Raw genomic sequence first — 26,779 nt, 5'->3', positions numbered from 1 at the left:
ACAAGTTGAGTTAGAACTCAGTTTGTTCCAGCTTTTTTTATAGCGGAAGGAAGCTTTGATGAAACTCTATTTTAGCAGGAATAATATCTTATAAGTGAACTTTTTATAAACTCTCACTTCTTTCTATAGTCTTTCATAGTAAAACATTGTAAAATAGACTTAGAAAACAATTACATAAAATAAAAATAGGTGATTTTTAAAATCATAAAGGGAAGTTGGTGCAATTCCAACGCGGTCCCGCCACTGTAATTGCGAGCGAACAGAACGAGCCACTGTACAAACATGTATGGGAAGGAGTCTGGGAGTGATGACCAAGAGCCAGGATACCTGCCTATTTTTAGTTCCAGCCAATTCTACGAGGATAGTAAGGTGAAGCGTTTTTCTGAATCTTTCTAACATCTTCATTTGCCGTGGAGATGTTTTTTAGCGTAGCATAGCTCATTTTAATCCAGTGTGAAAATTGGATATCTGCTAACTATACAAGCTATTTGATTCAGGATACTTAGCAGAAAGAATAATTTTTGAAAGCCATTTCACATCTGTGCTTCCTCAATGATAAAAAACGGCTGAACATGTAAAAATACATTAAAATCAAGGGGGAAGTTAAAATGAAAAAGTTTTTACAGGTTCTGCTGCTGGCTTTATTAGCGGGTTTCTTAATCGGATGCAGTAATAATGACAGCGGAAATGAAGCTGCACCGGATGAAAATACGACAAATGAAGAATCAGCTGCAGAGGAAACAGATGGAGATGATTCTGCTTATCCGTTAACGATAACAGATGCAATAGATAATGAAGTGACACTGGAGGAAGAACCAGAGCGAATTGTCTCATTGATGCCGAGTAACACAGAAATTACATTTGCTTTAGGACAAGGAGATAAGGTGGTCGGTGTTTCTGATAACGATACATACCCGGAAGAGGTTTTTGATATTGATAAGGTTGGCGGCATGGAATTTAATGTTGAAGTGATTATCAGCCTGGACCCGGATGTTGTTTTAGCACATGAATCTTTAGTGGCTTCATCACAGGAAGCATTAGATCAACTGGAAGGCGCTGATATTGAAGTGTTCACCGTTGCAGACGCAACAGATGTTGATACCACCTATGAGACAATTGACAATATTGGACAGGTTGTCGGTGCTGAAGAAGAGGCAGAACAATTAGTTACAGATATGCAGGCTGACTTTGCAGAATTAGAGGAAATAACCTCAGAAGTAGCAGAGGAAGATCGTCAATCTGTGTTCTTTGAGATTTCTCCATCACCAGATATCTATACAGCCGGACAGAACACATTCCTTGATGAGCTGCTGCAGATTATCCATGCAGATAATGCCGCCGGTGATCAGGAAGGCTGGGTTGAGATGGACCCGGAAGCAATTATAGAGCTGAATCCAGAGGTGATTATTTCAACATATGGTTCTTATGTAGAAGATCCAATCGGTGAAGTGACTTCAAGAGATGGTTTTGATGCTGTAGATGCCGTGGTAAATGAAAGAATTTATGATGTTGATTCGGATACAGTGTCCCGACCGGGGCCTCGTCTCGTTGATGGAGCAAGAGAAATCGCTGAGTCAGTGTATCCGGAGCTTTTTGATGAAGAGTAATTTATTGAAATATACGCTTTCATTAGCGTTTTTAATCAGTACCATGCTGATAGCAATTTCGGTTGGCAGTGTCTCTGTCCCGATACCTGAAATTGTTAAAATTATCGGTTCAGAGGTATTTCATCTTCCTATAGGTAATGATGTCGATCCAAAGTCCATCAGCATTGTATATGATATACGCTTGCCACGGGTTATCCTGGCGGGACTTGTGGGGGCCTCTCTTGCGATTGCAGGAGCGGCTTTTCAAGGTTTATTGCGGAATCCTTTAGCTGACCCCTACATTCTCGGTGTTTCATCGGGTGCATCTGTCGGGGCGGTATCAACCTTATTTTTTAATATCTCCATCCCGTTTTTGGGAATGTATACGTTGCCATTCTTAAGTATCCTTTCTGCACTGGCGACCATTATGACTGTGCTCTTTTTTGCGAAAAAAATTGATAAAACAATGCGTGTCGAATCAATTATTCTGACGGGGATTATTTTCAGCTCCTTTTTAGGATCCATTATTTCTTTGATTATTGCATTAACAGGACAAGAGCTGCAGCAAATAATCGGCTGGCTCTTGGGAAGTGTATCAATGCGCGGCTGGAAATACGTCGGAATTATTTTACCGTTTTTAATTATCGGCGGTTTATTATTGCTGATGAACACAAGGGAATTAAATGCTATGTCATTTGGAGAAGATCGGGCACAGCATTTAGGAGTAGATGTAGAAAAACGCAAAATGCTTATTCTGGCTGCGGGCTCTATTTTAACAGGTGCAGCAGTAGCTGTTTCAGGTACAATCGGCTTTGTCGGCCTGGTTATCCCTCATTTAACGAGAAAGCTGTGGGGACCGGATCATATTCATCTTCTGCCATTATCTATTATTACTGGGGCAGGATTTCTTATCTTAACGGACTTATTGTCAAGGACGATTATATCGCCCCAGGTTCTGCCTGTGGGAGTCATCACAGCGTTAGTAGGTGCACCAGTATTCGCGATGATTCTAATGAAACAGAAAAAAGCAAAAGGAAGGTAAAAAAAGATGCTCAAAGTAGAAAACGTATCGGGCGGTTATGATGGTGAAACAATCGTAAAGGATATTCATTTTTCTGTTGGCAAAGGGGAGTTCTTCGGTATTCTGGGTCCGAATGGCAGCGGAAAAACCACATTGCTCAAGATGATGAGCGGTTTATTAGAGCTTGAGCAGGGAGAGGTCAAAATCGACGATAGAAGCATCTCTAATTTAACTAAAAAACAGCTCGCGAAAAAGATGGCTGTCTTGCCCCAACTATCACCGCAGGTTTTTCCGTATACAGTGAAGGAAACCGTTTCTCTTGGCAGGTATGCACATCATCGCGGCTTTTTCCAGACGTGGACGGATGAAGATGAGAACATTGTGCAAAAGGTAATGAAACAGACAAATATCAGCCACTTTCAAGATAATTCGGTGATGGAGCATTCTGGCGGAGAGCAGCAAAGGATATTCCTGGCACAGGCACTGGTCCAGCAGCCGGATATTTTATTACTGGACGAACCAACAAACCATTTAGATTTGGCCTATCAAAAGGAGCTACTTGATCTTTTGAGAACGCGTGCCAGGGAAGAAGGTCTGACGGTCATTGCTATTTTACATGATTTAAACCTGGCAAGCCTTTATTGTGACAAAATTTTATTAATGGATAACGGAGAGACGAGGGCGGTTGCGGATCCCGATGATGTGTTTTCAGAAGAGCTGATTAATCATGTCTATCAAACAGAAGTCGTCAAACAACCGCATTCCAAAATTGCAAAACCGCAGCTGCATTTATTGCCGGGTAAAAAGAGCGAGAGAGAGGGAGAACAGGTGAAAATTGATGAAAATATGCTGTCAATTAGTCCGGAGCGGATTGTATTACAGTCAAAGCAGCCCTTGAAAACAGTGTCTTCTGGTGTTGTCGGAGCCGGAGCCGGCTGGTACAGTAATTTCGTGAACAGACATGTAGATGCGACTTATAATTGTACGAACCATCGGGAAGAAATGCGTGAATATTTAACCAATCATGGTTTTCCAGTTTCTCAAACAGTCGGGATGATGACGGCTGTTGCCTTAGAGGATAACAGTTATCGTGTATATGAAGGAGATGGATTCTCTGTCATGATTGTTGTGACTGCCGGTGTAGGAAATGCTGTAGACAGTACCCGTGAGAATTCCCCTGTAGCTGGTCCTGTGAAACCAGGTACCATTAACACGTGGGTTTTTGTAAATGGGAAATTAACGGATGAAGCCTATATTCAGTCAATTATTACTGCAACAGAAGCGAAGGCACAGATACTCCGTGATTGTCATATTCTTGACGCCCATACAAAAAAGCAGGCTACCGGTACCTCGACAGACAGTATACTAGTTGCTGCAACACAGCAGGGCAAAGAAATAGATTATGCGGGGACAGCTACTGAACTCGGAGCTATAATTGGACGTGGTGTTTATCAGGAAATGAAGCAGTCCATCCAACATTATTTTAAGAGGAAAAAAATGCATGATCATCTATCGTTTAATTAGTATCACGCTCGCATTAATCATCGATCGTGCCATCGGTGATCCGCCGCATTGGCCGCATCCGGTACGCTGGATGGGGAATTTTATTTCCCTGCTTGACAGGCGTTTGAATCATGGGAAACATAAAAAAAGGAAAGGCATCGTCCTCCTTTTACTGGTAACAATAACAGTTTTATTCATTAGCTTACTGATAAGCTGGGGTGCATATCAGCTTCATCCTGTTGCAGGAATTATTGTAGAGGCAGGCCTGATTGCAGTAACGATTGCACAAAAGGATTTAGGAGCTGCTGCCTTGCGTGTTTATGAGCCGCTGGCTGCCGGTGATATAGAGAGCGCCCGTTATCAGGTATCAATGATCGTCGGCAGAGATACGGAAAATCTGGATGAAAAAGAAGTAACACGTGCTGCTGTCGAAACAGTTGCTGAAAGTATTGGTGATGGAATTACTTCTCCACTTTTTTGGGCGTTTATTGGTGGTGCCCCGCTGGCAATTGTGTATCGTGCAGTAAATACATGCGATTCCATGATTGGTCATAAAAATGAACGTTACCGGGATTTCGGCTGGGCAGCAGCTAAGCTTGACGATGTTTTAAACTGGATTCCCGGCAGAATAACGACCTTTTTGATGATGTTAACAAATCGTACTCCGTATCTTAACAGAAAAGAAGCCTTTAAAAGGTGGTATACAGATGCCAAAAAGCATCCGAGCCCGAACAGTGGTTTTTTTGAAGCAGCTGTTGCGTTATTCCTCGGTGTTCAGCTTGGCGGAGTGAATTATTATAAGGGTATCAAATCAGAGCGGGCTCATATGGGTATCAACAGACGGGAATTAGAAAAAAGAGATATTTTACATACCATTAAAATAATGCAGCGCGCCGTTTTTGCTTTTGTTATTATCTTATGGATTGGAGGTGGCGTCATTGCAGCTGCCGGAGCATGGTTCTAACACAAAATATGTCTATGACTCACTAAAGATGAAACAGCCTGAAAAGGTGATTGATTTCAGTGTGAATATTAATCCATTAGGCGCACCGAAAGTATTACAGGAAAAATGGGGAGAGTGGTTCACGGCGATTAATGATTATCCAGATCCCTATGCCAAAACGCTTATGGAGGAGCTTGCAGAGCAGGAGAATATTTCTGCTGAACATTTACTTGCAGGAAATGGGGCTGCCGAGATAATCACTTTGGTTGCCAGATATTTAGCTGGAAGTAAGGTGGCTGTAGTTCATCCAGCTTTTTCGGAATATGCAGCTGCCTGCAGGAATGAAGGTTGTGAGGTTGTGGAAATTGTACTTGCTGCACCGGGATGGAATTTAGAAGTGTCTGCACTAGCAGATAAACTTCACGGAGTAAAGGCAGTATTTCTGTGTAATCCCAATAATCCTACAGGTATTCATTACAGCAGAGAGACGGTAGAAGCACTGATAGAAGTATGTAAAAGCACAGATACACTTTGTATTATCGATGAAGCTTTTTATGATTTTTTAGCAGAGCCAGTTACTTATATAGAAAAAGTTCTGCACCAGCAGCATGTGCTCATTATCCGTTCGCTGACAAAAATGTATAGTATCGCCGGCCTGCGGCTCGGCTTCCTTGCCGGTGATCCTGAATTGCTTCAAAAGATTGGCAGGACAAAGCCGCATTGGAGTGTGAACGTCTTGGCAATGAAGGCAGGTGTTGCCTGTTTACAGGATGAATCTCATACTGTGGAAACAAGAAGATTTATTGCAGCTGAACGAACAGCAATTTTTCAGGAGCTGAAGATGCTTGGATTTGAACATAGCTCATCACAGCTGAATTTCTATTTATTAAGGGATCCTTCCTTATCAACACAGGAGCAGCTGTTTCATTACCTGCTGAAACAAGGGCTTGTACTGCGGCATACAGAAAACTTTCCGGGAATAGAGGGGAAATGGCTTCGTGTTGCCGTGAAACAGCCTGGTGCTAATAAAATACTGCTGGAGGCGTTAGCTGCATGGAAACAGAGAAATTGATATTTATTACTGGAGGAGTACGCAGCGGTAAAAGTGCTTTTGCTGAACGCTTAGCTATAAAGCATGCTCTGAAAACAGAAAACAATCTTCATTATATTGCATGCGGTATTCCCACCGATGTGGAAATGCAGGAGCGCATTAAACGCCATCAACAAGACCGGAGGCAATCTGATTTTACGTGGAGAACCTGGGAACAGCCGATTCATTTATCACATATCGCCAACCAGTTTACAGGGCAAGATGTGATTTTATTAGACTGTATGACTACGCTTTTAAATAACTATCTGTTTCATGAAGGAGTAGATGATACAAATACAGTTTTAGAGTATGTAAGAGAGGATATTACAGAGCTTTGTAATCATGCGGGCAAGGTCATTATTGTTTCCAATGAAGTGCTGCAGGATATCCCTTATAAGAATGAGCTCACAAGGAATTATCAGGCATTATTAGGAAATGTGCACCAGCAGATAGTAGAGAATGCGGACTTGGCAATTTTAGTAGAGAGCGGAATACCGCTTGTGAAGAAAGGGGAATGGAAATGAAGGGAGTTATGCTGCAGGGAACTGCTTCTCATGTTGGAAAAAGTATTCTTACGACAGCAATTTGCCGGATGCTGACAAGACACGGATTTCAAATTTCCCCTTTCAAAGCACAGAATATGTCGAGTCATAGTGTTGCACTTGAAACTGGAAGAGAGATTGCCATTTCACAATATGAGCAGGCAGAAGCTGCAGGGCGCAGAGCGGAGCCCTGGATGAATCCGATTCTGCTGAAGCCTTTGAAAAGAATGCATACGGAAGTATTTTTAACAGGGGAATCACAGGGTGTGATTACAGGTGCAAGCTTTAAGGACCTTTATTACCAAAGAGCGCTTCTAGCAATTAAAGAAGGTCTGGCACAAGCTGACAACAGCAGTGATTTTGTAATTATTGAAGGAGCTGGAAGTCCTGTAGAAATGAATTTAAAGGAACGTGATTTGGCAAATATGGCAATTGCCGAGCTTGCAGAGGTTCCTGTTCTTTTAGTAGCTGATATTGAAAGAGGCGGTGTTTTTGCAAGTATTGCCGGTACACTTGCCTTACTTACGGAAAAAGAACGCTCACGTGTAAAAGGAATCATTATTAATAAATTTTCCGGTAATCCATCTCTTTTTACAGATGGTGTAGAGTGGCTGGAAAACTATACAAATCTTCCTGTACTCGGTATCATTCCTTATATTCAGCATCAGCTTGACGAAGAGGATAGCCTGCATGGAACAGTATCCTCTTTCCAGCCCAATTTCACAAGTAAAGAAGCGGATTATGAAAGGCTTGCAGACCATTTGGAGGCAAACATAAATTTAGAGAAATTGATGGAAATGATGGAAGGAGCATCCTGATGCTATACAAGACCCGCTTATTTTTTACAGGGATACTTATAAACCTGCAGTTTTTTACAAGTATCCCGATAAAATCCCGATTTTCCCTTGATCAACATCAGTTAAAATATATGCTCCGGACGTTTCCGGTATTGGGGCTGCTTCAAGGCAGCATCTACGCAGCTTTTATCTATATCCTGCAAAGCTTTACGCCGTTTACAAATTTACTGATGACGCTATTTCTTTGGCTTTTGCTAATTATTCTCTCGGGCGGTATTCATCTGGACGGCTGGATAGATGCCAGCGATGCTTATTTCTCTTATAAAGAGCCTGAAAAGAGATTAGAGGTTATGAAGGACCCGAGAACAGGCGCATTTGGTGTGTTGTCGGTAATTGTTCTTTTATTTACAAGATTTATTGTCCTTTATGAATTAATCCAGGCTGAACATACTGCTGCCCTTCTTTTTATTATACTTATTCCGTTCCTTGGTAAAATGCTGCTTGGTGTATTTCTGCAAATACTGCCTTCGGCCAGAAAAGATGGAATGGCAAGCTTTTTTCAGCGCGGAAAAAGCAGCAGCCTCTTCGGAATGTATGCTATTTACCTCGTGATTATCGGTAGCTTTATTGCCTGGCTTCAGATGGACCTGTTATTTGCTTATTTGCTTTTTATTACAGTGACTATTATTGCAGGTTTATTCATCGCCAGAAGTATCATGAAGAATTTCAATGGAATTACGGGGGATACATTAGGTGCAAGCTCAGAAGGGATGGAATTATTACTATGGCTGACCTTATTACTCTTACATTACTTCGCCATGGTATAACAAAGGCGAATCAGGATAAAAGATACCTTGGCTGGACAGATGTGCCGCTTGTGCCGGAAGAAGTGGAAAGATTAAGTGCTGCTCAAGGCTTTGGAGAACAGTTTGATCTTTGTATAACAAGCGATTTATTACGATCCTGTCAAACGGCTGGTCTGCTTTGCCCGAAGCTGGAACGAATAGAAATAAAAGAATTTAGGGAAATGCATTTTGGTGCATGGGAAATGAAAACCTACGAGGATTTAAAAAGAAATGTAGGCTACCGCTCCTGGATTGATGCCCCAGAGAGCACTGTACCGCCAGGCGGGGAGAGTTTTCAGGAGATGCAACAGCGTATTAATGCAGGCTTTCAGCAATTAAGACAGGAGGTATGCAGGCGGCAAAGTAAAAATATATTACTTGTTGCACATGGAGGAGTCATTCGTTACTTATTAATGAAATTATCGGAAGAAGAGAAATCTTTTTTTAATTGGAAAGTATCACATGACGCAGGAGTCCGCTTAACTTGGAAAATAGATGATTGGAAGGAGGCGCGAAAATGCATTTCGTTACAGGAGGTGCTTTTAACGGCAAAGGGAAATGGGTGAAGCAGCATTACCCTGAAGATACAACATGGTTTTCAGCATCAACATATCCTGACTGGCCCATTCCAAATGGAAATTTGCGTTCCGTTGTGATTTTAGAAGGTTTGGAATTATGGGTGAAAAAAGAAATAAATGTGGAATTATCTCCTGATTTAATCTTAGATAAGAATATCAAAAAGATTGAAAAATGGATGGGATGGGAACAAAATGAGGAAAACCAAAGGCTTGTATTGATTGGAACGGATATTTCAAAGGGAATTGTACCAATGGAAAAAGAAAATCGGCTGCATCGTGATATTACCGGCTGGCTCTACCAAAGATTAGCTGCACGTGCAGAACGAGTTGATCTGGTTTGGTACGGAATTTCACAAACATTAAAAAGGAAGGGAGAGATTTAAATGAGACTTTACACAAGAACAGGGGATAAAGGACAGACAGCGTTAATTGGCGGAAAAGCAAGCAAGGATGATGTGCGTGTGGAGGCATATGGTTCGATCGATGAAATAAATTCTTTTACCGGATTGGCAATTGCGTATCTGAATCAGAATATATTTGAGGATATTATTCAGGACCTGGTGAAAATCCAGCATGAATTATTCGATTGTGGTACGGAGCTTTCGAACGTTTCTAAGAAGGAAAGACCTTATGAGCTGACGGAGGATATAGTTACCTATTTAGAAGAACGCATGGACAGTTTAATTGAGGAAGCACCGGAGCTTGAGAAATTTATTTTGCCGGGCGGCTCTCAGGCAGCTTCTGCACTTCATGTTGCGAGAACAGTAACAAGAAGAGCAGAGAGACAAATGGTAACACTTTATCACGAAGCCGAAGAACTCAATCCAATTCCATTAAAATATATCAATCGTCTTTCCGATTACTTTTTTGCTGCTGCCCGTGTTGTAAATGCACGACTTGAAGTTGCTGATGTAGAATATGAGCGGAGCGCCAGAGTATTTCGCGGCAGCCACAAGAAAAATAAATAAGACGGATGACAAATGCTATTATTTTACCGTTGGAAACAGATAAGGAATTGGTGATTGCGACAGATAACAGCGGGGCTATCGGTGAAAAGGAAGCCGATCTGGTGAAAACCTCTAATCAGATAGTCGGGAAATTTGCCTGCCGTGTAGTGTTAATGGAGTGTCTGGCAGAATATGCAGAGCCTGCTGCTGTTATTATGCAAAACTTTACGAATGAAGAAGCCTGGCAGGCTTATAAAGCAGGGGTGTACGAAGAACTTAATGGAGCTGGGTTTGCCGGGCTGCCCATTACTGGAAGCACGGAAAGTAATTTTCAAACTCTCCAGTCCGGACTTGGCTTAACCCTGATTGGGAAAAGGGGAAAAAGAAACAGGTATCAATGGACAGGCAGGGAGAGCTTTGCGGTTATCGGAGCTCCTTTTACGGGTCAGGCTGTTCTTGAGAACGGCGGGAAAATTCCAAGTGCTGCTCTATTAAAAAAAATTGCTGATACAGCAGGAATTAAATCAATCATGCCAGTAGGCTCCAAAGGAATTGCAGCGACCTTTCAACAATGGACAGGCCTGAGGACGGAGCTTGAATCAGTACTTGATTTACAAGCATCTGCAGGTCCTTCAACATGCTTTCTTATTGCTTTTGAACAGGGAAGTAAGACAGAAGCTGAACAGCTTGCGGGAAGGCTTTTCCACCCGCTAAAGGTGTCCAATTGTTGAAATACAACAGATTAAATTCAGTGCTTGACATTTACATGGACTAACAGTAGAATCTTTATTGGGCTCTTTGAATATAATTACAAAGCGTTTCCCCTGAGAGATGAGAGGGGGAAACGCTTTTCTTGTTAGATAGAGAAATAAAAGCAAAACCGTTCTGACATGATAACTTTTACTGACTATGTAAAAGATAGTGACAGGACAATCATTCCAAAGAACGACCAAATATATTGTTCAGCACACAGCATAAAAATAAAGAAAGAAGGATGAGGACAAGTGACAAAGTATATTTTTGTAACTGGTGGCGTAGTATCATCGCTCGGAAAAGGGATTACAGCAGCATCATTAGGACGTTTATTAAAAAATCGCGGATTAAAAGTAACCATTCAAAAATTTGATCCATATATCAACGTAGACCCAGGAACAATGAGTCCTTATCAGCACGGTGAAGTATTTGTGACAGAAGACGGTGCAGAAACGGATTTAGACCTGGGACACTACGAACGCTTTATCGATATTAACTTGAATAAATACAGCAATATTACGACAGGGAAAGTATATTCCAGCGTTATCCGCAAAGAACGTCACGGAGATTATCTTGGCGGAACTGTACAGGTCATCCCGCACATCACAAACGAAATTAAAGATCAGGTCTTCCGCGCAGGAGAAGCTACTGGCGCAGATGTTGTAATTACAGAAATTGGCGGAACTGTCGGTGATATTGAATCATTACCATTCCTGGAAGCTATTCGTCAAATTAAAAGTGATGTTGGCCGCGATAGCGTAATGTACGTACATTGTACACTTGTTCCTTACATTAAAGCTGCAGGAGAAGTGAAAACAAAGCCGACACAACACAGTGTAAAAGAATTACGTTCTTTGGGAATCCAACCGGATGTGATTGTTTTACGTACTGAAATGGCAATTACAAAAGAAATGAAAGAAAAGATTGCTTTATTCTGTGACATTAACGAAAAATCAGTTATTGAAATGATGGATGCAGACACACTTTACCAGGTTCCAATTGCTCTACAGGAGCAAAATATGGACCAAATTGTTTGTGATCATTTTGGATTAGATTGCCAAGATGCTGATATGGAGGACTGGACAAAGCTGATCAATAAAGTTCGTAACTTATCTAAAAAAGTAGAAATCGGATTAGTTGGTAAATACGTAGAACTTCCGGATGCTTACCTTTCAGTTGTAGAATCTTTAAAACATGCCGGCTATGATTATGATGCCAATGTAAACATTCATTGGATTAATTCTGAACTGCTATCAGAAGAAGAAATTGAGGCTGAATTATCCAAAGTAGACGGAATTATTGTTCCCGGCGGATTTGGGAATCGGGGCATTGACGGGAAAATAAGTGCTATCCGTTACGCACGTGAGAACAAGATTCCATTCTTTGGTATTTGCTTAGGGATGCAATTAGCTACTGTTGAATTTGCAAGGAATGTAGTAGGCTTAGAGGGTGCACACTCTGCAGAAATTAATCCAGGAACACCATATCCAATTATTGATTTACTGCCAGAACAAAAGGATATTGAAGACCTGGGCGGTACATTGCGTCTTGGACTGTATCCATGTCATTTAACAGAAGGAACGAAAACAAAAGAAGCTTATGATGGAGCAGATGTAGTAGAAGAAAGACATCGCCATCGTTATGAATTCAATAATGTGTATCGTGAGCAAATGGCAGAAAAAGGGCTTATCTTCTCAGGTACAAGCCCGGATGGACGTCTTGTCGAAACCATTGAGCTGGAAGATCATCCTTGGTTTATTGCATGTCAATTCCATCCTGAGTTCACATCTCGTCCAACAAGATCGCAAGGATTATTTAAAGGATTTATCGGTGCAGCCGTGGAAAATCAAAAATAATAAATGAAAGTAAAATGGAGATATTCATCTGTAATTGATGCGTATCTCCATTTTTTTAGAATAAGAGAGCAAAAAATGCTGAACGCAGCCCGCGAAAAGCGACTTCCTGGGACTTGCGATTACTCGTCCCATCGAAAACCGTCGCAGTGGACATCTCCTTGGCAAGAACACCAGTATTTTAAAGACCAAGTGATTTTCTTGGTTTTTCATATATGCAAGGGACATACTAGGGAAACAAGGGAACCATATTAGAAGATTTTTCATCTGTTCACTCGATTAAACATCCACTTTTATAAGTCTCTCCGTTCACTTATATAAATAATTATGCTAATATAACATACAAATATGGAAATAAAAAGAATGTTTTTAAAAGTCGAAAAGAGTATAAGCTTGTTATACTTTAGCGACGTATTTTGGAAAGTACATAAGCAGGTATTTGGAAAAATAAAATAACAGAATAACTATGATTTTATTGTCGAACTCTTTAAAAATTTTTGATAGGAATTTTAAGTAAAGCAGGTGACGGACAGTGAGTGATAAAAAGAAGCTTTTTGGGGTAGGCAGCGAACTGGAGGAAAGTAATACAGAATTGAATCAGCAGCCGTTCAAGCCGGCCAACAAGAAAGAAAATGCGTTTGGCAGTCATGTACAGGAAGAAGCTGTAAGAGAAAAAAAGGCTGCTTTTGGTGCGCAGCACACAGCAGCTGATGAAAATAAGCAGGGGAAATTGGCAAATATAAAAATGGTATTTTCGCTTCAAAATAAATTATTTTGGGTTAACTCTTATCTTTTGGCGATTATCTTTTTAATTTTAAGTAATGGGAGCTTATCCAATTTTAATTTTCCATCTATATTTCATTTAATCAATGCCATTCTCTTTCCCTTTTCGGTAATTGTTATGGGGAGCATAGCAATACGTTTTAGAAATTTTATGCCTGGAGTATATTATTGGCTCTACCCGACATACAGGAAGAGCCCTAATATAAATTCCATGTTATTTTTGCTGATTTGGTACGTGGTGAAAGTGATGTTCTATTATTTTATTTGGACTACTTCATTTTTATGGGGAGTTCTCGGAATATTATTAGCAGCACTAAATGCTAGAAAAATAGAAAAGTAGGTGTAAGGAATGAGACATATATGGAAGGTTGGCAAAGGGTTTGGGAAGAAAAGCTTTGAGGATGCTATCAAAAGTTCTTCTAAAGGAGATACGCTTCTTATTGAACCGGGTACATATCATTTTCCGAAAGGTTATAATATAAATGAATTGGAGATTAAAGGAGCAGGAAATCAGCCAAATGATGTAGTACTCAACGGTTTCTTTTCATTGCAGAATAATGCGAAGCTGAATTTGTCCAATCTGATGCTGTCTGCACCACGGGAGATGAATGCACTTCATATCAGCGGCAACTCAAGCTTGTTTTTAAAAAATGTTATTGTAAACGGTGAAGAAACCGGGCGATATCCCACCATCTGGTGTGTGAATTCATATCTGAATATCTCTGCATCAGAAATCTATTTTAATCAGGATTCGCCGTATGGAATCTATATACAAGAGAGCTCGAAGCTTGAAATCACCTCTACGGTGGCTGATTCCATTTATGCAAGCCAATCCAAGGTATACTTGAATAATGTACAAATGCAGGTAATCCTATACTTAGAAAATGAATCGAATGCTGAGTCTGCCGGAGTTCTGGACTTTCCACGGCAAAATCCAAATAAATATGTGCTTACAGTTTATTCAGGCTCCCGTGCTAATTTAGCACTTGTCAATGGAGATGAAGACCATATTGAAGCAAATGTAGATAACGGTTTATTAATTATTAATACAATAGAACTCGGAGAAAGCAATATTTTTGATATTTATCATAATGACCAGTCAACCGTGGAAGCAAGTGGTGAACGTGTATTTGTTCAGAATATAGATGAACAGACTGCTGAGGGGAGCGCCAGTCAAAATGCTGTTCTTCAAGAAACAAATTCAGAGGAACAGTTTGCCGAAGAAACAGAATCTGGTAACGGAGAAGCAGATCAGTTGGACGAAGAAATAGATGAACAGACCTTGGAGAAGAAGGAGCCTTTACAGGAAGAAGAAAAATCTGCTCTAGAGCAATTAAACGAAATGTATGGTTTAACAGAATTAAAGAAGCAGATTAAGCAATTTATTAATACAATTAAGTTTAATCAATCTAGAAAACAGAAGGGACTCAAAGCAGCGCCGTTAAATTTACATTCCATATTTCTTGGAAATCCAGGAACAGGGAAAACAACCGTCGCCAGACTGCTGGGTAAAGTATTGTATCAAGAAGGAGTAATTCCAGCAGATAATTTTGTAGAGGTTACGCGAAAGGACCTGGTCGGTCTCCATATTGGTGAGACAGCTCCAAAAACGCAGGCTGTGTTAGACCGTGCCCGTGGCGGCATTTTATTTATTGATGAAGCATACGCATTGCACAGCGCTTCAGATAATGATTTTGGAGCAGAGGCTGTAGAGACCATTTTAAAATTCATGGAGGATAATCGTGATGAAATTATGATTATCTTTGCCGGATATTTTGACGATATGCAAAATTTCCTGACGATGAACAGCGGTTTAGCTTCACGGATTCCGAATGAATTTGTTTTTGATGACTATTCCAGCTTTGAAATTGCTGAAATTGGTTATTTGGATATACTGGATCAGGACTATATAGTGAATGAAGAAAAGTATAAAGAAGTGGTGATGAATCAATATGGCCGCAGTGTTGATGAAAGTAATGCAAGATGGGTCCGTAATTTCAATCAGAAATTAATCATTACCATGGCGAACCGCGTTATTGAAATGGGTTCCGAGGATACACAGACTATATTAAGTGAGGATATAGATGCTTTAATAGGAAATAGCGGTGAAAATAAAGAAGAGAAAATAACCGAATTATTGTCCCAATTAAATGACCTAATTGGGCTGGAAGAAATAAAAGACTATGTACAGCGCTTAGTGAAGCAGGTAAAAATTGATAAAATGCTTGCGGAACAAGGGCAACTGTCCTTTAACCCGACATATCATATGATTTTTGAAGGCAATCCCGGTACCGGAAAAACAACGGTAGCAAATATACTTGCTTCTTTATTCTACTACTTAGATATCCTTCCGAGTAAAAATGTAAAGGTTGTTGACCGTGCTGATTTAGTCGGCTCCTATATCGGCCATACAGAAAAAAATACAAAAAGAATTATTAATCAGGCAATGGGCGGTGTTCTGTTTATTGATGAAGCTTATCAACTGACTAATAACAGCGAAAATGACTTTGGAAAGCAGGCTGTGGAAACCTTACTTACTTATTTAGAAAATTACAGAGATAAATTTGTAGTAATTTTAGCAGGTTATACAAAGGAAATGGAAAAATTCCTGGATATGAACCCGGGACTGCGCTCACGGATACCAGAGAAAATTATTTTCCCAGATTACCATCCGGATGATATTGCTACTGTCGTTGAAAAAAATATTACGAAGCATTGGCAGGTAGATTCAGCTTATCTTCGTTCGGTGGTAAGTGACATTTATCGCCATCTTCCGGAAGCAGAAAAAGCTAATGCCAGATGGGCACGTAATTTTAGTGAGAAGCTAATTCAAAATCATAAAATCTGGATCAGCGACAACCAGCTTTCTGGAACCGAGATGAAACAAATCAGCACAGAGCTGCTGAATAAGACGTATGCTTCTTATCAAAATAGTATGGGATAAAATATATGCGTGGAGGAGGGGAATAGAAGGACTTCGGGAATATTCCAGATAAATTTAATATAAGGAAATACTTGAAGAGGCAGTGGAAAACAAGCTGTCTCTTTTTGTGATTTTAAAGGGCAGACACAATAGAATTTTGAATGAGTGAGGAGTGTATGAAGAAGAAGCCGTCACAGGGTTGGAACTATGAATGCCCATATTAGGGTAATAATTTGAATATATTGGTGGACATTCAACAATTTACAGCATGGATGCTTTATGTCGTCAGCTGATTAGAAACATGCAAAAGAAGCAATGTTTGATAGGAGAGCGGTATCTATTGTTTTTGGAAATGAATAAAGGGTTCTTGAAAAATTACCAAACCCAAAAATAGATGAACAATGCATGCCACATATGCTAAAGTTATGGTTGAGGTGTATCAGGAAAACAGCAGTTTCATCGGCACAGATTAAAATCAAAACTTTTAACAAATACTTGCGGAACTGGGCCTGCTCTGTTGAATCTGTTGAAAAAGAAAGAGGGAAGCAGTGAAAAGACGGGAGAATAATAGTGAATTCAGCTGCCCTGCCTGCAAAAGTCTGGGAAATCTGAGAGTGGTCAGCCTTCAAAATTTTCAGGAGTGAAGTAAGAATAAAACCTTAGAATCTTGCGACTTTAGTCGTAAGAGCTTCAAGCTGAAATGAAGGCAAAAATAACGATTCCAAATGAATAAGCAGGAATTTAAATTAATACTATCGAAATTTAAAATTAAACAAAAAATTAAATATATCGGAGGAGGGTAAGTATGAGCCAATCAATCCTTATTGTGGATGACCAAATAGGAATTCGTATGTTGCTTCAGGAAGTTTTTCAGTCAGCCGGATATTGTACTTCTCTTGCAGAGAACGGAAAAGAAGCGATAGAATATTTATCAAAATCTCCTTGCGATTTAGTAATTCTGGATTATCATATTCCTGTTTATAACGGAAATATTGTTATACAAAAAATCAAACAGATGAAGATAAAAACAAAAATTGTCGTCATTAGCGGTTTGCCGGAAGTTGCAAAACAGGAAATAGGAGAAGAGTTACCTGAAAAAATTATTTCTAAACCTTTTAATGTTGCAAAATTACGTCACATTGTAGAAGAAATTTTGAAGAAAAAAGAATGAATCGCTGCTACTTTGTTGCGATAAAGTCATGAAATTGGTATTCTTATAGTGTAATGAATATTGTCAGTGATTCATCATGCGGATGAATTTGAAGGAGGAACTTGGTATGCCTTTAGTATCAATGAAGGAAATGCTTGAAAAAGGAAAAGAGAATGGATATGCAGTAGGTCAGTTTAATATTAACAACCTTGAATATATCCAAGCTATTCTCCAAGCAGCTCAAGAAGAAAAATCACCAGTAATTCTTGGTGTTTCTGAAGGTGCTGGAAAATATATGGGCGGCTATAATGTTGTAGTTGCTATGGTTAAATCTTTAATGGATTCTTATGGGACAACTGTTCCTGTCGCAATCCACTTGGATCACGGGTCAAGCTTTAAAAGCTGTGCAGAAGCAATCCATGCAGGATTTACTTCTGTTATGATTGACGGATCTCATTCACCGATTGAAGAGAATATCGCTGTAACACAGAAAGTGGTTGAACTTGCTCATATTCATGGTGTATCTGTTGAAGCAGAAGTTGGTACTGTAGGTGGAGAAGAAGATGGTGTTATCGGCGGCATCAACTATGCAGACAAAGAAGAATGTGCACGTCTTGTTAAAGAAGCAGAAGTTGATTGTTTAGCTCCGGCTTTAGGTTCTGTTCACGGTCCATATCAGGGAGAGCCGAACTTAGGGTTCACTGAAATGAAAGAAATCTTAGATTTAGTAAATGTACCATTAGTGCTTCACGGCGGAACTGGTATTCCTACAAAAGATATTCAAAAAGCAATCTCTTTAGGAACTGCTAAAATCAACGTAAATACAGAAAATCAAATTTCACAAACAAAAGCGATTCGTGAAACATTGGCAGCAAAACCTGATTTATATGATCCACGTAAATATTTAGGACCAGGAACTGCAGCTATTAAAGAAACAGTAATTGGTAAAATGCGTGAATTTGGTTCTTCCAACAATGCGTAATTGATTTTATTAAAAATGTATGTTAAAAAGGGCTGAAGAGAAGAACTTTTTAACTTCATCTAAAAAAGATATATTCAGCAAAAGCTGTACCATTGGTACAGCTTTTGCTACAAAATCTCGGGGAGGTAATCTTAATGAAATTTTTTATCGATACAGCTAATATTGAAGATATTAAAGAAGCTAATAAGCTGGGAATTTTGGCAGGTGTTACAACCAATCCAAGTCTGGTGGCTAAAGAAGGCGTTTCTTTCCATGACCGCCTCCGTGAAATCACAGAAGAAGTTTCCGGGTCTGTTAGTGCAGAGGTTATTTCTGAAGACGCAGAAGGTATGATTGAAGAAGGGAAAGAGCTTGCAGCAATTGCACCGAATATTACTGTAAAGGTTCCTATGACCCTTGAGGGTTTGAAAGCGGTTAAGGCATTTAGTGATTTAAACATTAAAACAAACGTAACATTAATTTTTAATGCTAATCAGGCTCTACTGGCAGCAAGAGCTGGAGCGACATACGTATCTCCATTCTTAGGAAGACTAGATGACATTGGACAAGATGGCATGGAACTAATCGCAAATGTAGCTGCAATCTTTGACCGTCATTCTATCCAGACGGAGATTATTGCTGCTTCTATCCGCCATCCAGTTCATGTAACGGACGCTGCATTGAATGGTGCGCATATTGCAACAATTCCATTTAACGTTCTATCATCACTGGTAAAACATCCATTAACTGATCAGGGAATTGAAAAATTCTTGGCAGATTGGAATAAACAAAAATAATTGTATAGAGCAGGAAAAACGGCAGACAATAAGACAAGGTTTAGAGAAAGAACATGCAGCTGAACAAAACAGTTTGTGGAGTATACTTCCATAGGAACGAGGTTTTTACATGCAAAAGTTATTAATTGAGGGTGGGCATGAACTGTCTGGAGAAGTTCACATCAGCGGTGCGAAAAATAGCGCAGTGGCTTTATTGCCTGCAGCTATTCTTGCAGATTCCACGGTGACAATTGAAGGATTGCCGGATATTTCTGATGTAGACACATTAGGTGCTCTATTAGAAGAAATTGGTGGAACAGTATACCGGGATGGTCAGAATATGACGATTCATCCAGAAAAGATGATTGCCATGCCGTTACCAAACGGAAGAGTCAAAAAGTTACGTGCATCCTATTATTTCATGGGTGCCATGCTTGGAAAATTTAATAAAGCAGTCATTGGTTTACCTGGAGGATGTTATTTAGGCCCGCGTCCAATCGACCAGCATATTAAAGGCTTTGAAGCGCTTGGTGCAGAAGTAACAAATGAGCAGGGAGCTATCTATTTGCGTGCGAAGGAGCTTCGCGGTGCACGTATTTATCTGGATGTTGTCAGTGTTGGTGCTACCATCAATATTATGCTTGCAGCGGTAAAAGCAAAAGGACAAACAATTATTGAAAATGCTGCAAAAGAACCTGAGATTATTGATGTTGCAACATTATTAACAAATATGGGTGCAAAGATTAAAGGTGTCGGAACTGATGTCATCCGCATTGATGGTGTTCCTTCTTTACACGGCTGTACGCATACCATTATTCCTGACCGTATTGAAGCAGGCACCTATGCTATTGCAGCAGCTGCAGTGGGGAAAGAAATTGTCATTGACAATGTTATTCCGCAGCATATGGAGTCTTTAATTGCAAAATTACGGGAAATGAATGTTAATATTGAATCTCACAATGATCAATTGTATGTTGCCAAAACAAAATCTTTAAATAGTGTGGATATTAAGACACTGGTTTATCCCGGCTTTCCGACAGATTTACAGCAGCCGCTAACGACATTATTAACACAGGCAAACCATTCTGGTGTTATTATCGATACCATTTATTCTGCACGTCTAAAGCATATCGATGAACTCCGCCGGATGAATGCTGAAATTAAAGTTGAGGGCGGCTCTGTGATAGTTTCTGGACCGGTACATTTAGAAGGCGCAAAAGTGAAAGCAAGTGATCTCCGTGCCGGTGCAGCACTTGTAATAGCCGGTTTACTTGCAAATGGAGTAACCGAAATTACTGGTTTGGATCATATTGACCGCGGTTATGAAAATTTAACGGATAAGCTTTCCTCTCTGGGAGCTACTATCTGGAGAGAAGAAATGTCTGAATCAGAAATTTATCAGGACCAGCATACTTAAAGAGCATGTTTAAAAAGACAGGCAAAAGATCAGAATATACTTTTGTTGTACTTTTTAAGCATCCTCTTAAGAGTACATGTATATAATAAAAGAGAAGATTACTCCTTCTCTTTTATTATATAGCATTCTTGAGGGTATATGGATGGCTTGGCAGATTCTTTGATATAGGTGTATCATTTTCCTGCATCTTTTTAAAACCTCTTACTAAAATAAAACATATCCTCAAGTAACTTCAAATAATTCCCGGGAAATTTTATATTTTAATAAAATTTTTAAAGCCTCAGACGATGTTTAAAAGATTTTTACAACATGAGATAAAATTCCTCTGTTTTTGACAAAAAAGTCTATTGAATCTTTTTTCGTAAAAGAGTATGATAATAGATGTTTAATAAAGATAAGCGATTTGATCAGACGGCTGACAGCAAGTTATAAAAAGGAGCTTCAAGTCTTCATGATATAAAATACGTTGTCAGTTGTATAAATAAAGTTAACAGCTTCTAAATTGCTTCTGTTGAACAAGGTGACTCTTCTTAGTATTTCCTTCCGTATACAAGGCAATCAGTTCTGAATACAGTTATAAAAAATAGTGCTTCTAAATTTAAGGATTTGGTAGATGTAATTAAAGAAGTCAGCAAGATTTTGAAACCAGGTACATATCATTTCCCAAATAGAGATAGATAATGTGAATTATTTTCTTTAACTAAATCCTTTAGAGGTTGAATTTAATGAAGCGTATACAAAATATAATGATTACTGCAGTTAGGGTATGATAGTGATATGTAAACAAACTATTTATTTTTTTAAAATAGAAGACTGTTTCGTGAGAGGATTATTATATCCCGTGAAACAGGACTGAGTTTAATAGTATCCGTCCGCATTCTGCCGAATAAGACATGACTTCAGAAAAAAATCAAAAAGTTTTACAGAAATACAAGAGCAGTCGGACAAGGGGCTGTTTGTCCCATTAGAAATATTTAAAAGAACCTAGAACAGGCGTGGTGATTTAATGGCAACACTGACAATCTCTAGTTTAGAGACAATGACGTTAAAAGAGATTTACACACTTGCAAAAGATTATAAGATTTCTTATTACGCAAAATTGACAAAGAAAGAGTTAATATTTGCAATATTGAAAGCACAAGCAGAAAAAGATGGATTTTTATTTATGGATGGAATTTTAGAGATTATTCCTTCTGAGGGATTTGGATTCCTGCGCCCGATTAATTATTCTCCAAGTGCAGAGGATATCTATATCTCTGCTTCGCAAATCCGGCGTTTTGATTTAAGAAATGGAGATAAGGTTTCCGGAAAAGTGCGTCCACCGAAAGAAAATGAACGCTATTATGGTCTGTTACATGTAGATGCGGTGAATGATGCAGATCCGGATTCATCCAAAGAACGCGTGCATTTTCCTGCGTTGACTGCACTTTATCCAAACAGACCGATTAAATTAGAAACAGAAACAAATCAATTATCGACACGTATTATGGATTTAATGACACCAGTCGGCTTCGGTCAGCGTGGTTTAATTGTTGCGCCGCCAAAAGCCGGTAAGACGATGTTAATTAAAGAAATCGCAAACAGCATTTCTCAAAACCATCCGCATGCTAAGCTGATTATTTTACTGGTGGATGAACGGCCGGAGGAAGTAACGGATATTGAACGTTCTGTAGGCCCGGATGTAGATGTCGTTTCTTCTACATTTGATGAAGTTCCTGAAAGTCATATTAAAGTGTCTGAGCTTGTTTTGGAGCGCGCGATGCGTCTGGTAGAACATAAACGTGATGTCATCGTTTTAATGGATAGTATTACACGTTTAGCCCGTGCGTATAACTTGGTTATTCCTCCAAGCGGCCGTACATTATCCGGGGGTATTGATCCGGCAGCCTTCCACCGTCCGAAGCGCTTTTTTGGAGCGGCGAGAAATATTGAAGAGGGTGGCAGCTTTACCATCTTAGCTACGGCCTTAGTAGATACAGGCTCACGTATGGATGATGTGATTTATGAAGAATTTAAAGGGACGGGAAATATGGAGCTGCATTTAAATCGTCATCTTGCAGACCGCCGGATTTTCCCTGCGATCGATATCCTGCGTTCAGGAACCCGGAAGGAAGAGCTTCTGGTAGACAAAGCACATCTCGATAAGATGTGGCTCCTGCGTAAAACAATGCAGGATTCCAATGATTTCTTAGACCGCTTCTTAAAACGTCTGAAGCATTCTAAGAATAACGAGGAATTCTTACAGCTGATGGACGAGGAAATGAAGCGAAAAGGTATGAATCGTCAATAAAAGTCAATTTGATAAGAAAGTTATTTAGCTCGACTTATTTATCTTTTGTTACTAACTGCTATTGCATTTCATCCTACAGACTGTTATAATCTTTCTATGTGAGTTTAGATAAGATGCACCTGCATCTCTGACGGCTCTTAGAATAACTCTGTTTCCAAGGGATTCAGGGCAAAAAGGAGTGGAAGAACATGAAAAAGGATATTCATCCAGAGTACAGAAAAGTAGTTTTTCTAGATACTAGCACGAATTACAAGTTCTTAAGCGGATCAACTAAAGGATCAGATGAAACAATTGAGTGGGAAGATGGTAACACATACCCTCTACTAAAAGTTGAAATCAGCTCTGATTCGCATCCATTCTACACTGGTAAGCAAAAAGCTGACAAAGTCGGCGGCCGTGTGGATCGCTTTAAGAAAAAATATAACCTTAACTAATTATCTGATTGGCCGGAAATACGCCGGGTAACGCAGATTTTGTAAGGAATTGAATGTTAAAGGACAGGCAAAATGTCTAATTTTGCCTGTTTTTTTACTTTTTATTGAGGTATAGTATGAAAAATAAGATTTTTCATTTTTGATAAAGTAACAGAGTAAAACATATTTATATCCTTTTTAATGAGCTGCTTTGATGCTGTTTATTAAAAAGCGTTTCAATCTGAATATACTTATATATCCTATTTATTCGCGAGAGGAGCTTCTCCAAATGCATGTGATGAAGAGAAACGGCTGGGTAGAGCTAATTTGCGGAAGTATGTTTTCCGGAAAATCAGAAGAATTAATACGACGTGTCAGAAGAGCAACGTATGCGCATTTAAATGTATGTGTATTTAAACCGGCGATAGATAATCGTTATGATGAAACAGCAGTTGTTTCTCATGATGGGAGAACGACAATTGCCAAATCTATCCAGGATGCAGCAGAAATTTTAGAGGAAATAGAGCCCGATGCAGATATTGTAGCTATTGATGAGGTGCAATTTTTTGATAGTAATGTCATTGATGTGATTGAGGAGCTCGTCCACAGAGATATTCGCGTTATTGTAGCAGGACTGGATATGGATTTCAGGGGAGTACCTTTTGAGCCTGTACCACAGCTAATGGCTTTATCTGAATCCGTTACAAAATTAAACGCAATCTGTCCGATCTGCGGTTCACCCGCAAGCAGAACGCAGCGGCTGATTGATGGCAAACCGGCGTCCTATGATGACCCTGTTATTTTGGTGGGGGCATCCGAATCTTATGAACCTCGCTGCCGTCATCATCATGAAGTACCTAACCGACCGGAAGTAAATTTAAAAAACAAGACAGTAACACAAACAAATATTTAAGACAAAAACTGCCGAATTTATATGTTTCGGCAGTTTTTTTATTGAATATCAAAAAAATACCGTAAAACTAAATTTACGGCAAATTTACTTAAAATCGATGTATATTATAACATTGCTTTCTCATGGTATAATATAAATACCCTGGAGGTGACTCAATTGAAGTGGGAAGATGTGTGCCAGGCGTTTCCGGAACAGTGGGTTTTGATTGAAGCAATTGATGCACATACAAATGATCATCGTGAACGTATTTTAGTTGATATTACCCCTTTGAAAAAATTTACTAATTCTCCAGAGGCGATGAAGGTATATCAAGAAATTCATCGATACGACCTCAGCAGGGAGCTATATGTTCTCCATACCAGTCGGAAAGAGCCTAACATTATTGAGAAATAATGGATAGTCTCAAATGACGGTAAAAAGCGGCTCCTCGTTTTTAGAAAGATATTGAACTGGAAAGGAATTTATGTTTATGCTGTATGACATATCAAATAGAGAAGAAACGAAGATAGAATACCTATAGACATGCCACCTATAATACGGGTCCCTGAGTCTATAGGTATTTTTGCTTTCACCGGCAGTAATATAATCTCATTCAATCAGACGTGCAATTGACCCGGGTGCTCCCTTATAATATAATAAGACTGTTATAGAGAAAGAGGTGTATTCTTGTGTTAGATCGTTTACAGACACTGGAAGATCGGTATAATAAATTAAATGAAATGTTAAGTGACCCGGAAGTAATCAGTGATACAAAAAAATTACGTGAATATTCGAAAGAGCAGTCTGGACTGGAAGACGTTGTCCAGGCTTACCGTGAGTATAAAGAAGTAACATCACAGCTGATAGACGCGAAAGAAATGCTGGAAGACGATTCAGATGATGAAATGCTGGAAATGGCAAAAATGGAAGTATCTGAATTATCATCCAGAAAAGAAGAATTAGAAGATAAAATGAAGATTCTTCTCCTTCCCAAGGATCCAAACGATGATAAGAACGTTATTATGGAGATTCGCGGCGCTGCAGGTGGAGATGAAGCTGCTTTATTTGCCGGTGATTTATACCGGATGTATTCCCGTTATGCAGAGAATCAAGGCTGGAAAATTGACGTGATGGAAGCAAGCTCAACCGGTGTGGGCGGTTATAAAGAGGTTATCTTTATGATTAATGGTTCAGATGTTTTCTCTAAGCTTAAATATGAGAATGGTGCACATCGTGTCCAGCGTGTTCCCGAAACAGAATCTGGCGGACGTATTCATACCTCCACTGCAACGGTTGCTGTGCTGCCTGAAGCGGAAGAAGTGGAGATAGACGTTCATGATAAGGATATCCGTGTGGATACATTTGCTTCCAGCGGACCAGGTGGTCAAAGTGTAAATACAACCATGTCAGCGGTGCGTTTAACGCATGAACCTACCGGGATTGTCGTATCGATTCAAGATGAAAAATCACAGATTAAAAATAAAGAAAAAGCGATGAAGGTCTTACGCGCCCGTATTTATGATAAATTCCAGCAGGAGGCGCAGGCAGAATATGATGAAAACCGTAAATCAGCGGTTGGGACAGGAGACCGTTCGGAGCGTATCCGTACGTACAACTACCCGCAAAACCGTGTTACTGATCATCGTATCGGCTTAACTATTCAAAAGCTGGACCAGATTATGCAGGGCAAGCTGGATGAATTTATCGATGCGCTTGTTATGGAAGAGCAGGCGAAAAAACTGGAACAGATTGGTGAATAACCTATGACCCAAATGAAAATTTATGAAGTCCTTAACTGGGCTTCTCTTTTTTTAGAAGAAGCGAATAGAGAATCAAAGGTTGCCGAGATTTTAATCAGGCACCATTTAGGATTATCCAGACAGGAATGGCTGCTTTCTTTACGTGAGCCGATTCCGGAAGATAAACTTATACAGATTAAAACAGATATAAAAAAACATGCGGAAACAGGAATTCCTGTACAGCATCTGACTGGATATGAAGAATTTTACGGCCGCTCCTTTCAAGTGAACAGGGATGTATTAATTCCAAGACCGGAAACAGAGGAACTGGTCCTGGCAGTAAAGGAATATCTTGCTTCTAAGCGGGGAGAGCCTGTGCGGATTGTTGATATAGGAACCGGCAGCGGAATTATTGCTGTTACACTGGCATTGGAATTAGATAATGCAGAGGTGTTTGCCACGGATATTTCAGAGAGAGCATTAAAGGTTGCTGAGCAGAATGCTGCTCAATTGCATGCTAAAATTTCTTTCTGGCAGGGGAATTTCTTATCTCCGCTTATGAAGGAAACAACATCATTTGATGTGATTGTTTCCAACCCTCCTTATATTGCAAAATCAGAAGCCTCTGAGCTTAGTGATACAGTCCGGAATTTTGACCCGGAACTAGCTCTTTTTGCTGAAGAGGATGGAATGGAAGCATACTACAGAATAATTGAACAAGTGAAGCAGATGCCTTTAAAAGAAGATACATTACTGGCATTTGAAATTGGTTATACACAAGGCGAGCTTGTTAAAGAATACATTCAGCAGGTATTCCCTGACAGTCATGTGAAAATCAGACAGGACATTAACGGAAAAGACAGGATTGTATTGGCAACCCATTTAAACTGATGTTTTCATATCCAAAATGACATAAAAATATACCCTGATTTTAAATATATATTTCTATAAAACTTGTATAAGCATAAATCTCCTTG

At 39.6% G+C, this 26,779-nt stretch carries 25 protein-coding genes and 1 riboswitch; all 25 genes read left to right on the top strand.

Annotated elements, in window-relative coordinates:
* Positions 1 to 170: 170 nt before the first annotated feature.
* A riboswitch (cobalamin riboswitch) is annotated at positions 171 to 350 on the top strand.
* Positions 351 to 608: 258 nt separating this feature from the next.
* The 25 genes from MHH51_RS20355 to prmC all read left to right on the top strand — a co-directional run bounded on the left by MHH51_RS20355 (position 609) and on the right by prmC (position 26,693).
* Positions 609 to 1,607 (top strand): ABC transporter substrate-binding protein, encoded by a 999-nt coding sequence (locus MHH51_RS20355; RefSeq protein ID WP_339283303.1) that lies wholly within the window; start codon positions 609 to 611, stop codon positions 1,605 to 1,607.
* Positions 1,597 to 2,628: an iron ABC transporter permease gene (locus tag MHH51_RS20350; RefSeq protein ID WP_339283301.1), complete on the top strand. Its 1,032-nt coding sequence runs from the start codon at positions 1,597 to 1,599 to the stop codon at positions 2,626 to 2,628. Before MHH51_RS20355 ends, MHH51_RS20350 begins: the two co-directional genes overlap by 11 nt.
* A 6-nt stretch (positions 2,629 to 2,634) precedes the next feature.
* Complete coding sequence (locus MHH51_RS20345; RefSeq protein WP_339283299.1) at positions 2,635 to 4,131, top strand: adenosylcobinamide amidohydrolase; 1,497 nt, start codon at positions 2,635 to 2,637, stop codon at positions 4,129 to 4,131.
* The gene (gene cbiB / locus MHH51_RS20340) at positions 4,109 to 5,074 is read left to right on the top strand and encodes an adenosylcobinamide-phosphate synthase CbiB (protein WP_147212401.1); all 966 of its coding nucleotides are present in this window, start codon (positions 4,109 to 4,111) and stop codon (positions 5,072 to 5,074) included. The genes MHH51_RS20345 and cbiB overlap by 23 nt, the downstream gene beginning before the upstream one ends.
* Positions 5,049 to 6,125: a threonine-phosphate decarboxylase CobD gene (cobD, locus tag MHH51_RS20335; RefSeq protein WP_339283297.1), complete on the top strand. Its 1,077-nt coding sequence runs from the start codon at positions 5,049 to 5,051 to the stop codon at positions 6,123 to 6,125. Before cbiB ends, cobD begins: the two co-directional genes overlap by 26 nt.
* On the top strand, positions 6,107 to 6,667 hold the full coding sequence (locus MHH51_RS20330; RefSeq protein ID WP_156985166.1) for a bifunctional adenosylcobinamide kinase/adenosylcobinamide-phosphate guanylyltransferase: 561 nt from the start codon (positions 6,107 to 6,109) through the stop codon (positions 6,665 to 6,667). Before cobD ends, MHH51_RS20330 begins: the two co-directional genes overlap by 19 nt.
* On the top strand, positions 6,664 to 7,503 hold the full coding sequence (locus tag MHH51_RS20325) for a cobyric acid synthase (RefSeq protein ID WP_339283296.1): 840 nt from the start codon (positions 6,664 to 6,666) through the stop codon (positions 7,501 to 7,503). The genes MHH51_RS20330 and MHH51_RS20325 overlap by 4 nt, the downstream gene beginning before the upstream one ends.
* Entirely contained in the window at positions 7,503 to 8,309 is an 807-nt protein-coding gene (gene cobS, locus MHH51_RS20320) for an adenosylcobinamide-GDP ribazoletransferase (RefSeq protein ID WP_147212404.1), read from the top strand. Before MHH51_RS20325 ends, cobS begins: the two co-directional genes overlap by 1 nt.
* Positions 8,267 to 8,893, top strand: coding sequence for a histidine phosphatase family protein (locus MHH51_RS20315; protein WP_147212405.1), 627 nt, complete (start codon positions 8,267 to 8,269; stop codon positions 8,891 to 8,893). Before cobS ends, MHH51_RS20315 begins: the two co-directional genes overlap by 43 nt.
* Positions 8,845 to 9,288, top strand: a complete 444-nt coding sequence (locus MHH51_RS20310; RefSeq protein WP_339283294.1) for a bifunctional adenosylcobinamide kinase/adenosylcobinamide-phosphate guanylyltransferase — start codon at positions 8,845 to 8,847, stop codon at positions 9,286 to 9,288. Before MHH51_RS20315 ends, MHH51_RS20310 begins: the two co-directional genes overlap by 49 nt.
* The gene (locus tag MHH51_RS20305) at positions 9,289 to 9,873 is read left to right on the top strand and encodes a cob(I)yrinic acid a,c-diamide adenosyltransferase (RefSeq protein ID WP_147212407.1); all 585 of its coding nucleotides are present in this window, start codon (positions 9,289 to 9,291) and stop codon (positions 9,871 to 9,873) included.
* 5 nt (positions 9,874 to 9,878) lie between these two features.
* On the top strand, positions 9,879 to 10,583 hold the full coding sequence (locus tag MHH51_RS20300) for a hypothetical protein (protein ID WP_147212408.1): 705 nt from the start codon (positions 9,879 to 9,881) through the stop codon (positions 10,581 to 10,583).
* Between the two features lie 273 nt (positions 10,584 to 10,856).
* On the top strand, positions 10,857 to 12,461 hold the full coding sequence (locus tag MHH51_RS20295; RefSeq protein ID WP_339283292.1) for a CTP synthase: 1,605 nt from the start codon (positions 10,857 to 10,859) through the stop codon (positions 12,459 to 12,461).
* A 529-nt stretch (positions 12,462 to 12,990) separates the two neighbouring features.
* Complete coding sequence (locus MHH51_RS20290) at positions 12,991 to 13,581, top strand: hypothetical protein (RefSeq protein WP_147212410.1); 591 nt, start codon at positions 12,991 to 12,993, stop codon at positions 13,579 to 13,581.
* A gap of 9 nt (positions 13,582 to 13,590) precedes the next feature.
* Positions 13,591 to 16,185, top strand: a complete 2,595-nt coding sequence (locus MHH51_RS20285) for an AAA family ATPase (RefSeq protein ID WP_339283290.1) — start codon at positions 13,591 to 13,593, stop codon at positions 16,183 to 16,185.
* Between the two features lie 784 nt (positions 16,186 to 16,969).
* Complete coding sequence (locus MHH51_RS20280) at positions 16,970 to 17,335, top strand: response regulator (RefSeq protein WP_147212412.1); 366 nt, start codon at positions 16,970 to 16,972, stop codon at positions 17,333 to 17,335.
* A gap of 106 nt (positions 17,336 to 17,441) precedes the next feature.
* On the top strand, positions 17,442 to 18,296 hold the full coding sequence (fba, locus tag MHH51_RS20275) for a class II fructose-1,6-bisphosphate aldolase (RefSeq protein ID WP_147212413.1): 855 nt from the start codon (positions 17,442 to 17,444) through the stop codon (positions 18,294 to 18,296).
* A 134-nt stretch (positions 18,297 to 18,430) separates the two neighbouring features.
* Positions 18,431 to 19,072: a fructose-6-phosphate aldolase gene (fsa, locus tag MHH51_RS20270; RefSeq protein WP_156985160.1), complete on the top strand. Its 642-nt coding sequence runs from the start codon at positions 18,431 to 18,433 to the stop codon at positions 19,070 to 19,072.
* A gap of 109 nt (positions 19,073 to 19,181) precedes the next feature.
* Positions 19,182 to 20,468 carry a UDP-N-acetylglucosamine 1-carboxyvinyltransferase gene (locus MHH51_RS20265; RefSeq protein ID WP_147212415.1) on the top strand — a complete coding sequence of 429 codons (1,287 nt, stop codon included), beginning with the start codon at positions 19,182 to 19,184 and terminating at the stop codon, positions 20,466 to 20,468.
* Between the two features lie 1,006 nt (positions 20,469 to 21,474).
* Positions 21,475 to 22,758, top strand: a complete 1,284-nt coding sequence (gene rho, locus MHH51_RS20260; RefSeq protein WP_147212416.1) for a transcription termination factor Rho — start codon at positions 21,475 to 21,477, stop codon at positions 22,756 to 22,758.
* A gap of 188 nt (positions 22,759 to 22,946) precedes the next feature.
* Positions 22,947 to 23,192 carry a type B 50S ribosomal protein L31 gene (locus MHH51_RS20255; protein ID WP_077602262.1) on the top strand — a complete coding sequence of 82 codons (246 nt, stop codon included), beginning with the start codon at positions 22,947 to 22,949 and terminating at the stop codon, positions 23,190 to 23,192.
* Positions 23,193 to 23,460: 268 nt separating this feature from the next.
* Positions 23,461 to 24,084 (top strand): thymidine kinase, encoded by a 624-nt coding sequence (locus MHH51_RS20250; RefSeq protein WP_156985159.1) that lies wholly within the window; start codon positions 23,461 to 23,463, stop codon positions 24,082 to 24,084.
* Positions 24,085 to 24,231: 147 nt separating this feature from the next.
* Positions 24,232 to 24,477 carry a hypothetical protein gene (locus MHH51_RS20245; protein WP_339283284.1) on the top strand — a complete coding sequence of 82 codons (246 nt, stop codon included), beginning with the start codon at positions 24,232 to 24,234 and terminating at the stop codon, positions 24,475 to 24,477.
* Between the two features lie 275 nt (positions 24,478 to 24,752).
* Positions 24,753 to 25,823 carry a peptide chain release factor 1 gene (prfA, locus tag MHH51_RS20240; protein WP_147212423.1) on the top strand — a complete coding sequence of 357 codons (1,071 nt, stop codon included), beginning with the start codon at positions 24,753 to 24,755 and terminating at the stop codon, positions 25,821 to 25,823.
* Positions 25,824 to 25,826: 3 nt separating this feature from the next.
* On the top strand, positions 25,827 to 26,693 hold the full coding sequence (gene prmC, locus MHH51_RS20235) for a peptide chain release factor N(5)-glutamine methyltransferase (protein ID WP_339283282.1): 867 nt from the start codon (positions 25,827 to 25,829) through the stop codon (positions 26,691 to 26,693).
* Positions 26,694 to 26,779 lie beyond the last annotated feature (86 nt).

Source organism: Oceanobacillus sp. FSL K6-3682 (genome assembly GCF_037976165.1).
Classification (GTDB): domain Bacteria; phylum Bacillota; class Bacilli; order Bacillales; family Amphibacillaceae; genus Oceanobacillus; species Oceanobacillus sojae.
This window is presented reverse-complemented; position numbering and strand designations above follow the sequence as displayed.

Excerpts from the sequence above, each read along its gene's own strand:
- MHH51_RS20355 (WP_339283303.1), top strand. The coding sequence starts at position 609 with ATGAAAAAGTTTTTACAGGTTCTGCTGCTGGCTTTATTAGCGGGTTTC.
- MHH51_RS20350 (WP_339283301.1), top strand. The coding sequence starts at position 1,597 with ATGAAGAGTAATTTATTGAAATATACGCTTTCATTAGCGTTTTTAATC.
- MHH51_RS20345 (WP_339283299.1), top strand. The coding sequence starts at position 2,635 with ATGCTCAAAGTAGAAAACGTATCGGGCGGTTATGATGGTGAAACAATC.
- cbiB (WP_147212401.1), top strand. The coding sequence starts at position 4,109 with ATGATCATCTATCGTTTAATTAGTATCACGCTCGCATTAATCATCGAT.
- MHH51_RS20330 (WP_156985166.1), top strand. The coding sequence starts at position 6,107 with ATGGAAACAGAGAAATTGATATTTATTACTGGAGGAGTACGCAGCGGT.
- MHH51_RS20325 (WP_339283296.1), top strand. The coding sequence starts at position 6,664 with ATGAAGGGAGTTATGCTGCAGGGAACTGCTTCTCATGTTGGAAAAAGT.
- cobS (WP_147212404.1), top strand. The coding sequence starts at position 7,503 with ATGCTATACAAGACCCGCTTATTTTTTACAGGGATACTTATAAACCTG.
- MHH51_RS20315 (WP_147212405.1), top strand. The coding sequence starts at position 8,267 with ATGGCTGACCTTATTACTCTTACATTACTTCGCCATGGTATAACAAAG.
- MHH51_RS20310 (WP_339283294.1), top strand. The coding sequence starts at position 8,845 with ATGCATTTCGTTACAGGAGGTGCTTTTAACGGCAAAGGGAAATGGGTG.
- MHH51_RS20305 (WP_147212407.1), top strand. The coding sequence starts at position 9,289 with ATGAGACTTTACACAAGAACAGGGGATAAAGGACAGACAGCGTTAATT.
- MHH51_RS20300 (WP_147212408.1), top strand. The coding sequence starts at position 9,879 with ATGACAAATGCTATTATTTTACCGTTGGAAACAGATAAGGAATTGGTG.
- MHH51_RS20285 (WP_339283290.1), top strand. The coding sequence starts at position 13,591 with ATGAGACATATATGGAAGGTTGGCAAAGGGTTTGGGAAGAAAAGCTTT.
- MHH51_RS20280 (WP_147212412.1), top strand. The coding sequence starts at position 16,970 with ATGAGCCAATCAATCCTTATTGTGGATGACCAAATAGGAATTCGTATG.
- fba (WP_147212413.1), top strand. The coding sequence starts at position 17,442 with ATGCCTTTAGTATCAATGAAGGAAATGCTTGAAAAAGGAAAAGAGAAT.
- fsa (WP_156985160.1), top strand. The coding sequence starts at position 18,431 with ATGAAATTTTTTATCGATACAGCTAATATTGAAGATATTAAAGAAGCT.
- MHH51_RS20265 (WP_147212415.1), top strand. The coding sequence starts at position 19,182 with ATGCAAAAGTTATTAATTGAGGGTGGGCATGAACTGTCTGGAGAAGTT.
- rho (WP_147212416.1), top strand. The coding sequence starts at position 21,475 with ATGGCAACACTGACAATCTCTAGTTTAGAGACAATGACGTTAAAAGAG.
- MHH51_RS20255 (WP_077602262.1), top strand. The coding sequence starts at position 22,947 with ATGAAAAAGGATATTCATCCAGAGTACAGAAAAGTAGTTTTTCTAGAT.
- MHH51_RS20250 (WP_156985159.1), top strand. The coding sequence starts at position 23,461 with ATGCATGTGATGAAGAGAAACGGCTGGGTAGAGCTAATTTGCGGAAGT.
- prmC (WP_339283282.1), top strand. The coding sequence starts at position 25,827 with ATGACCCAAATGAAAATTTATGAAGTCCTTAACTGGGCTTCTCTTTTT.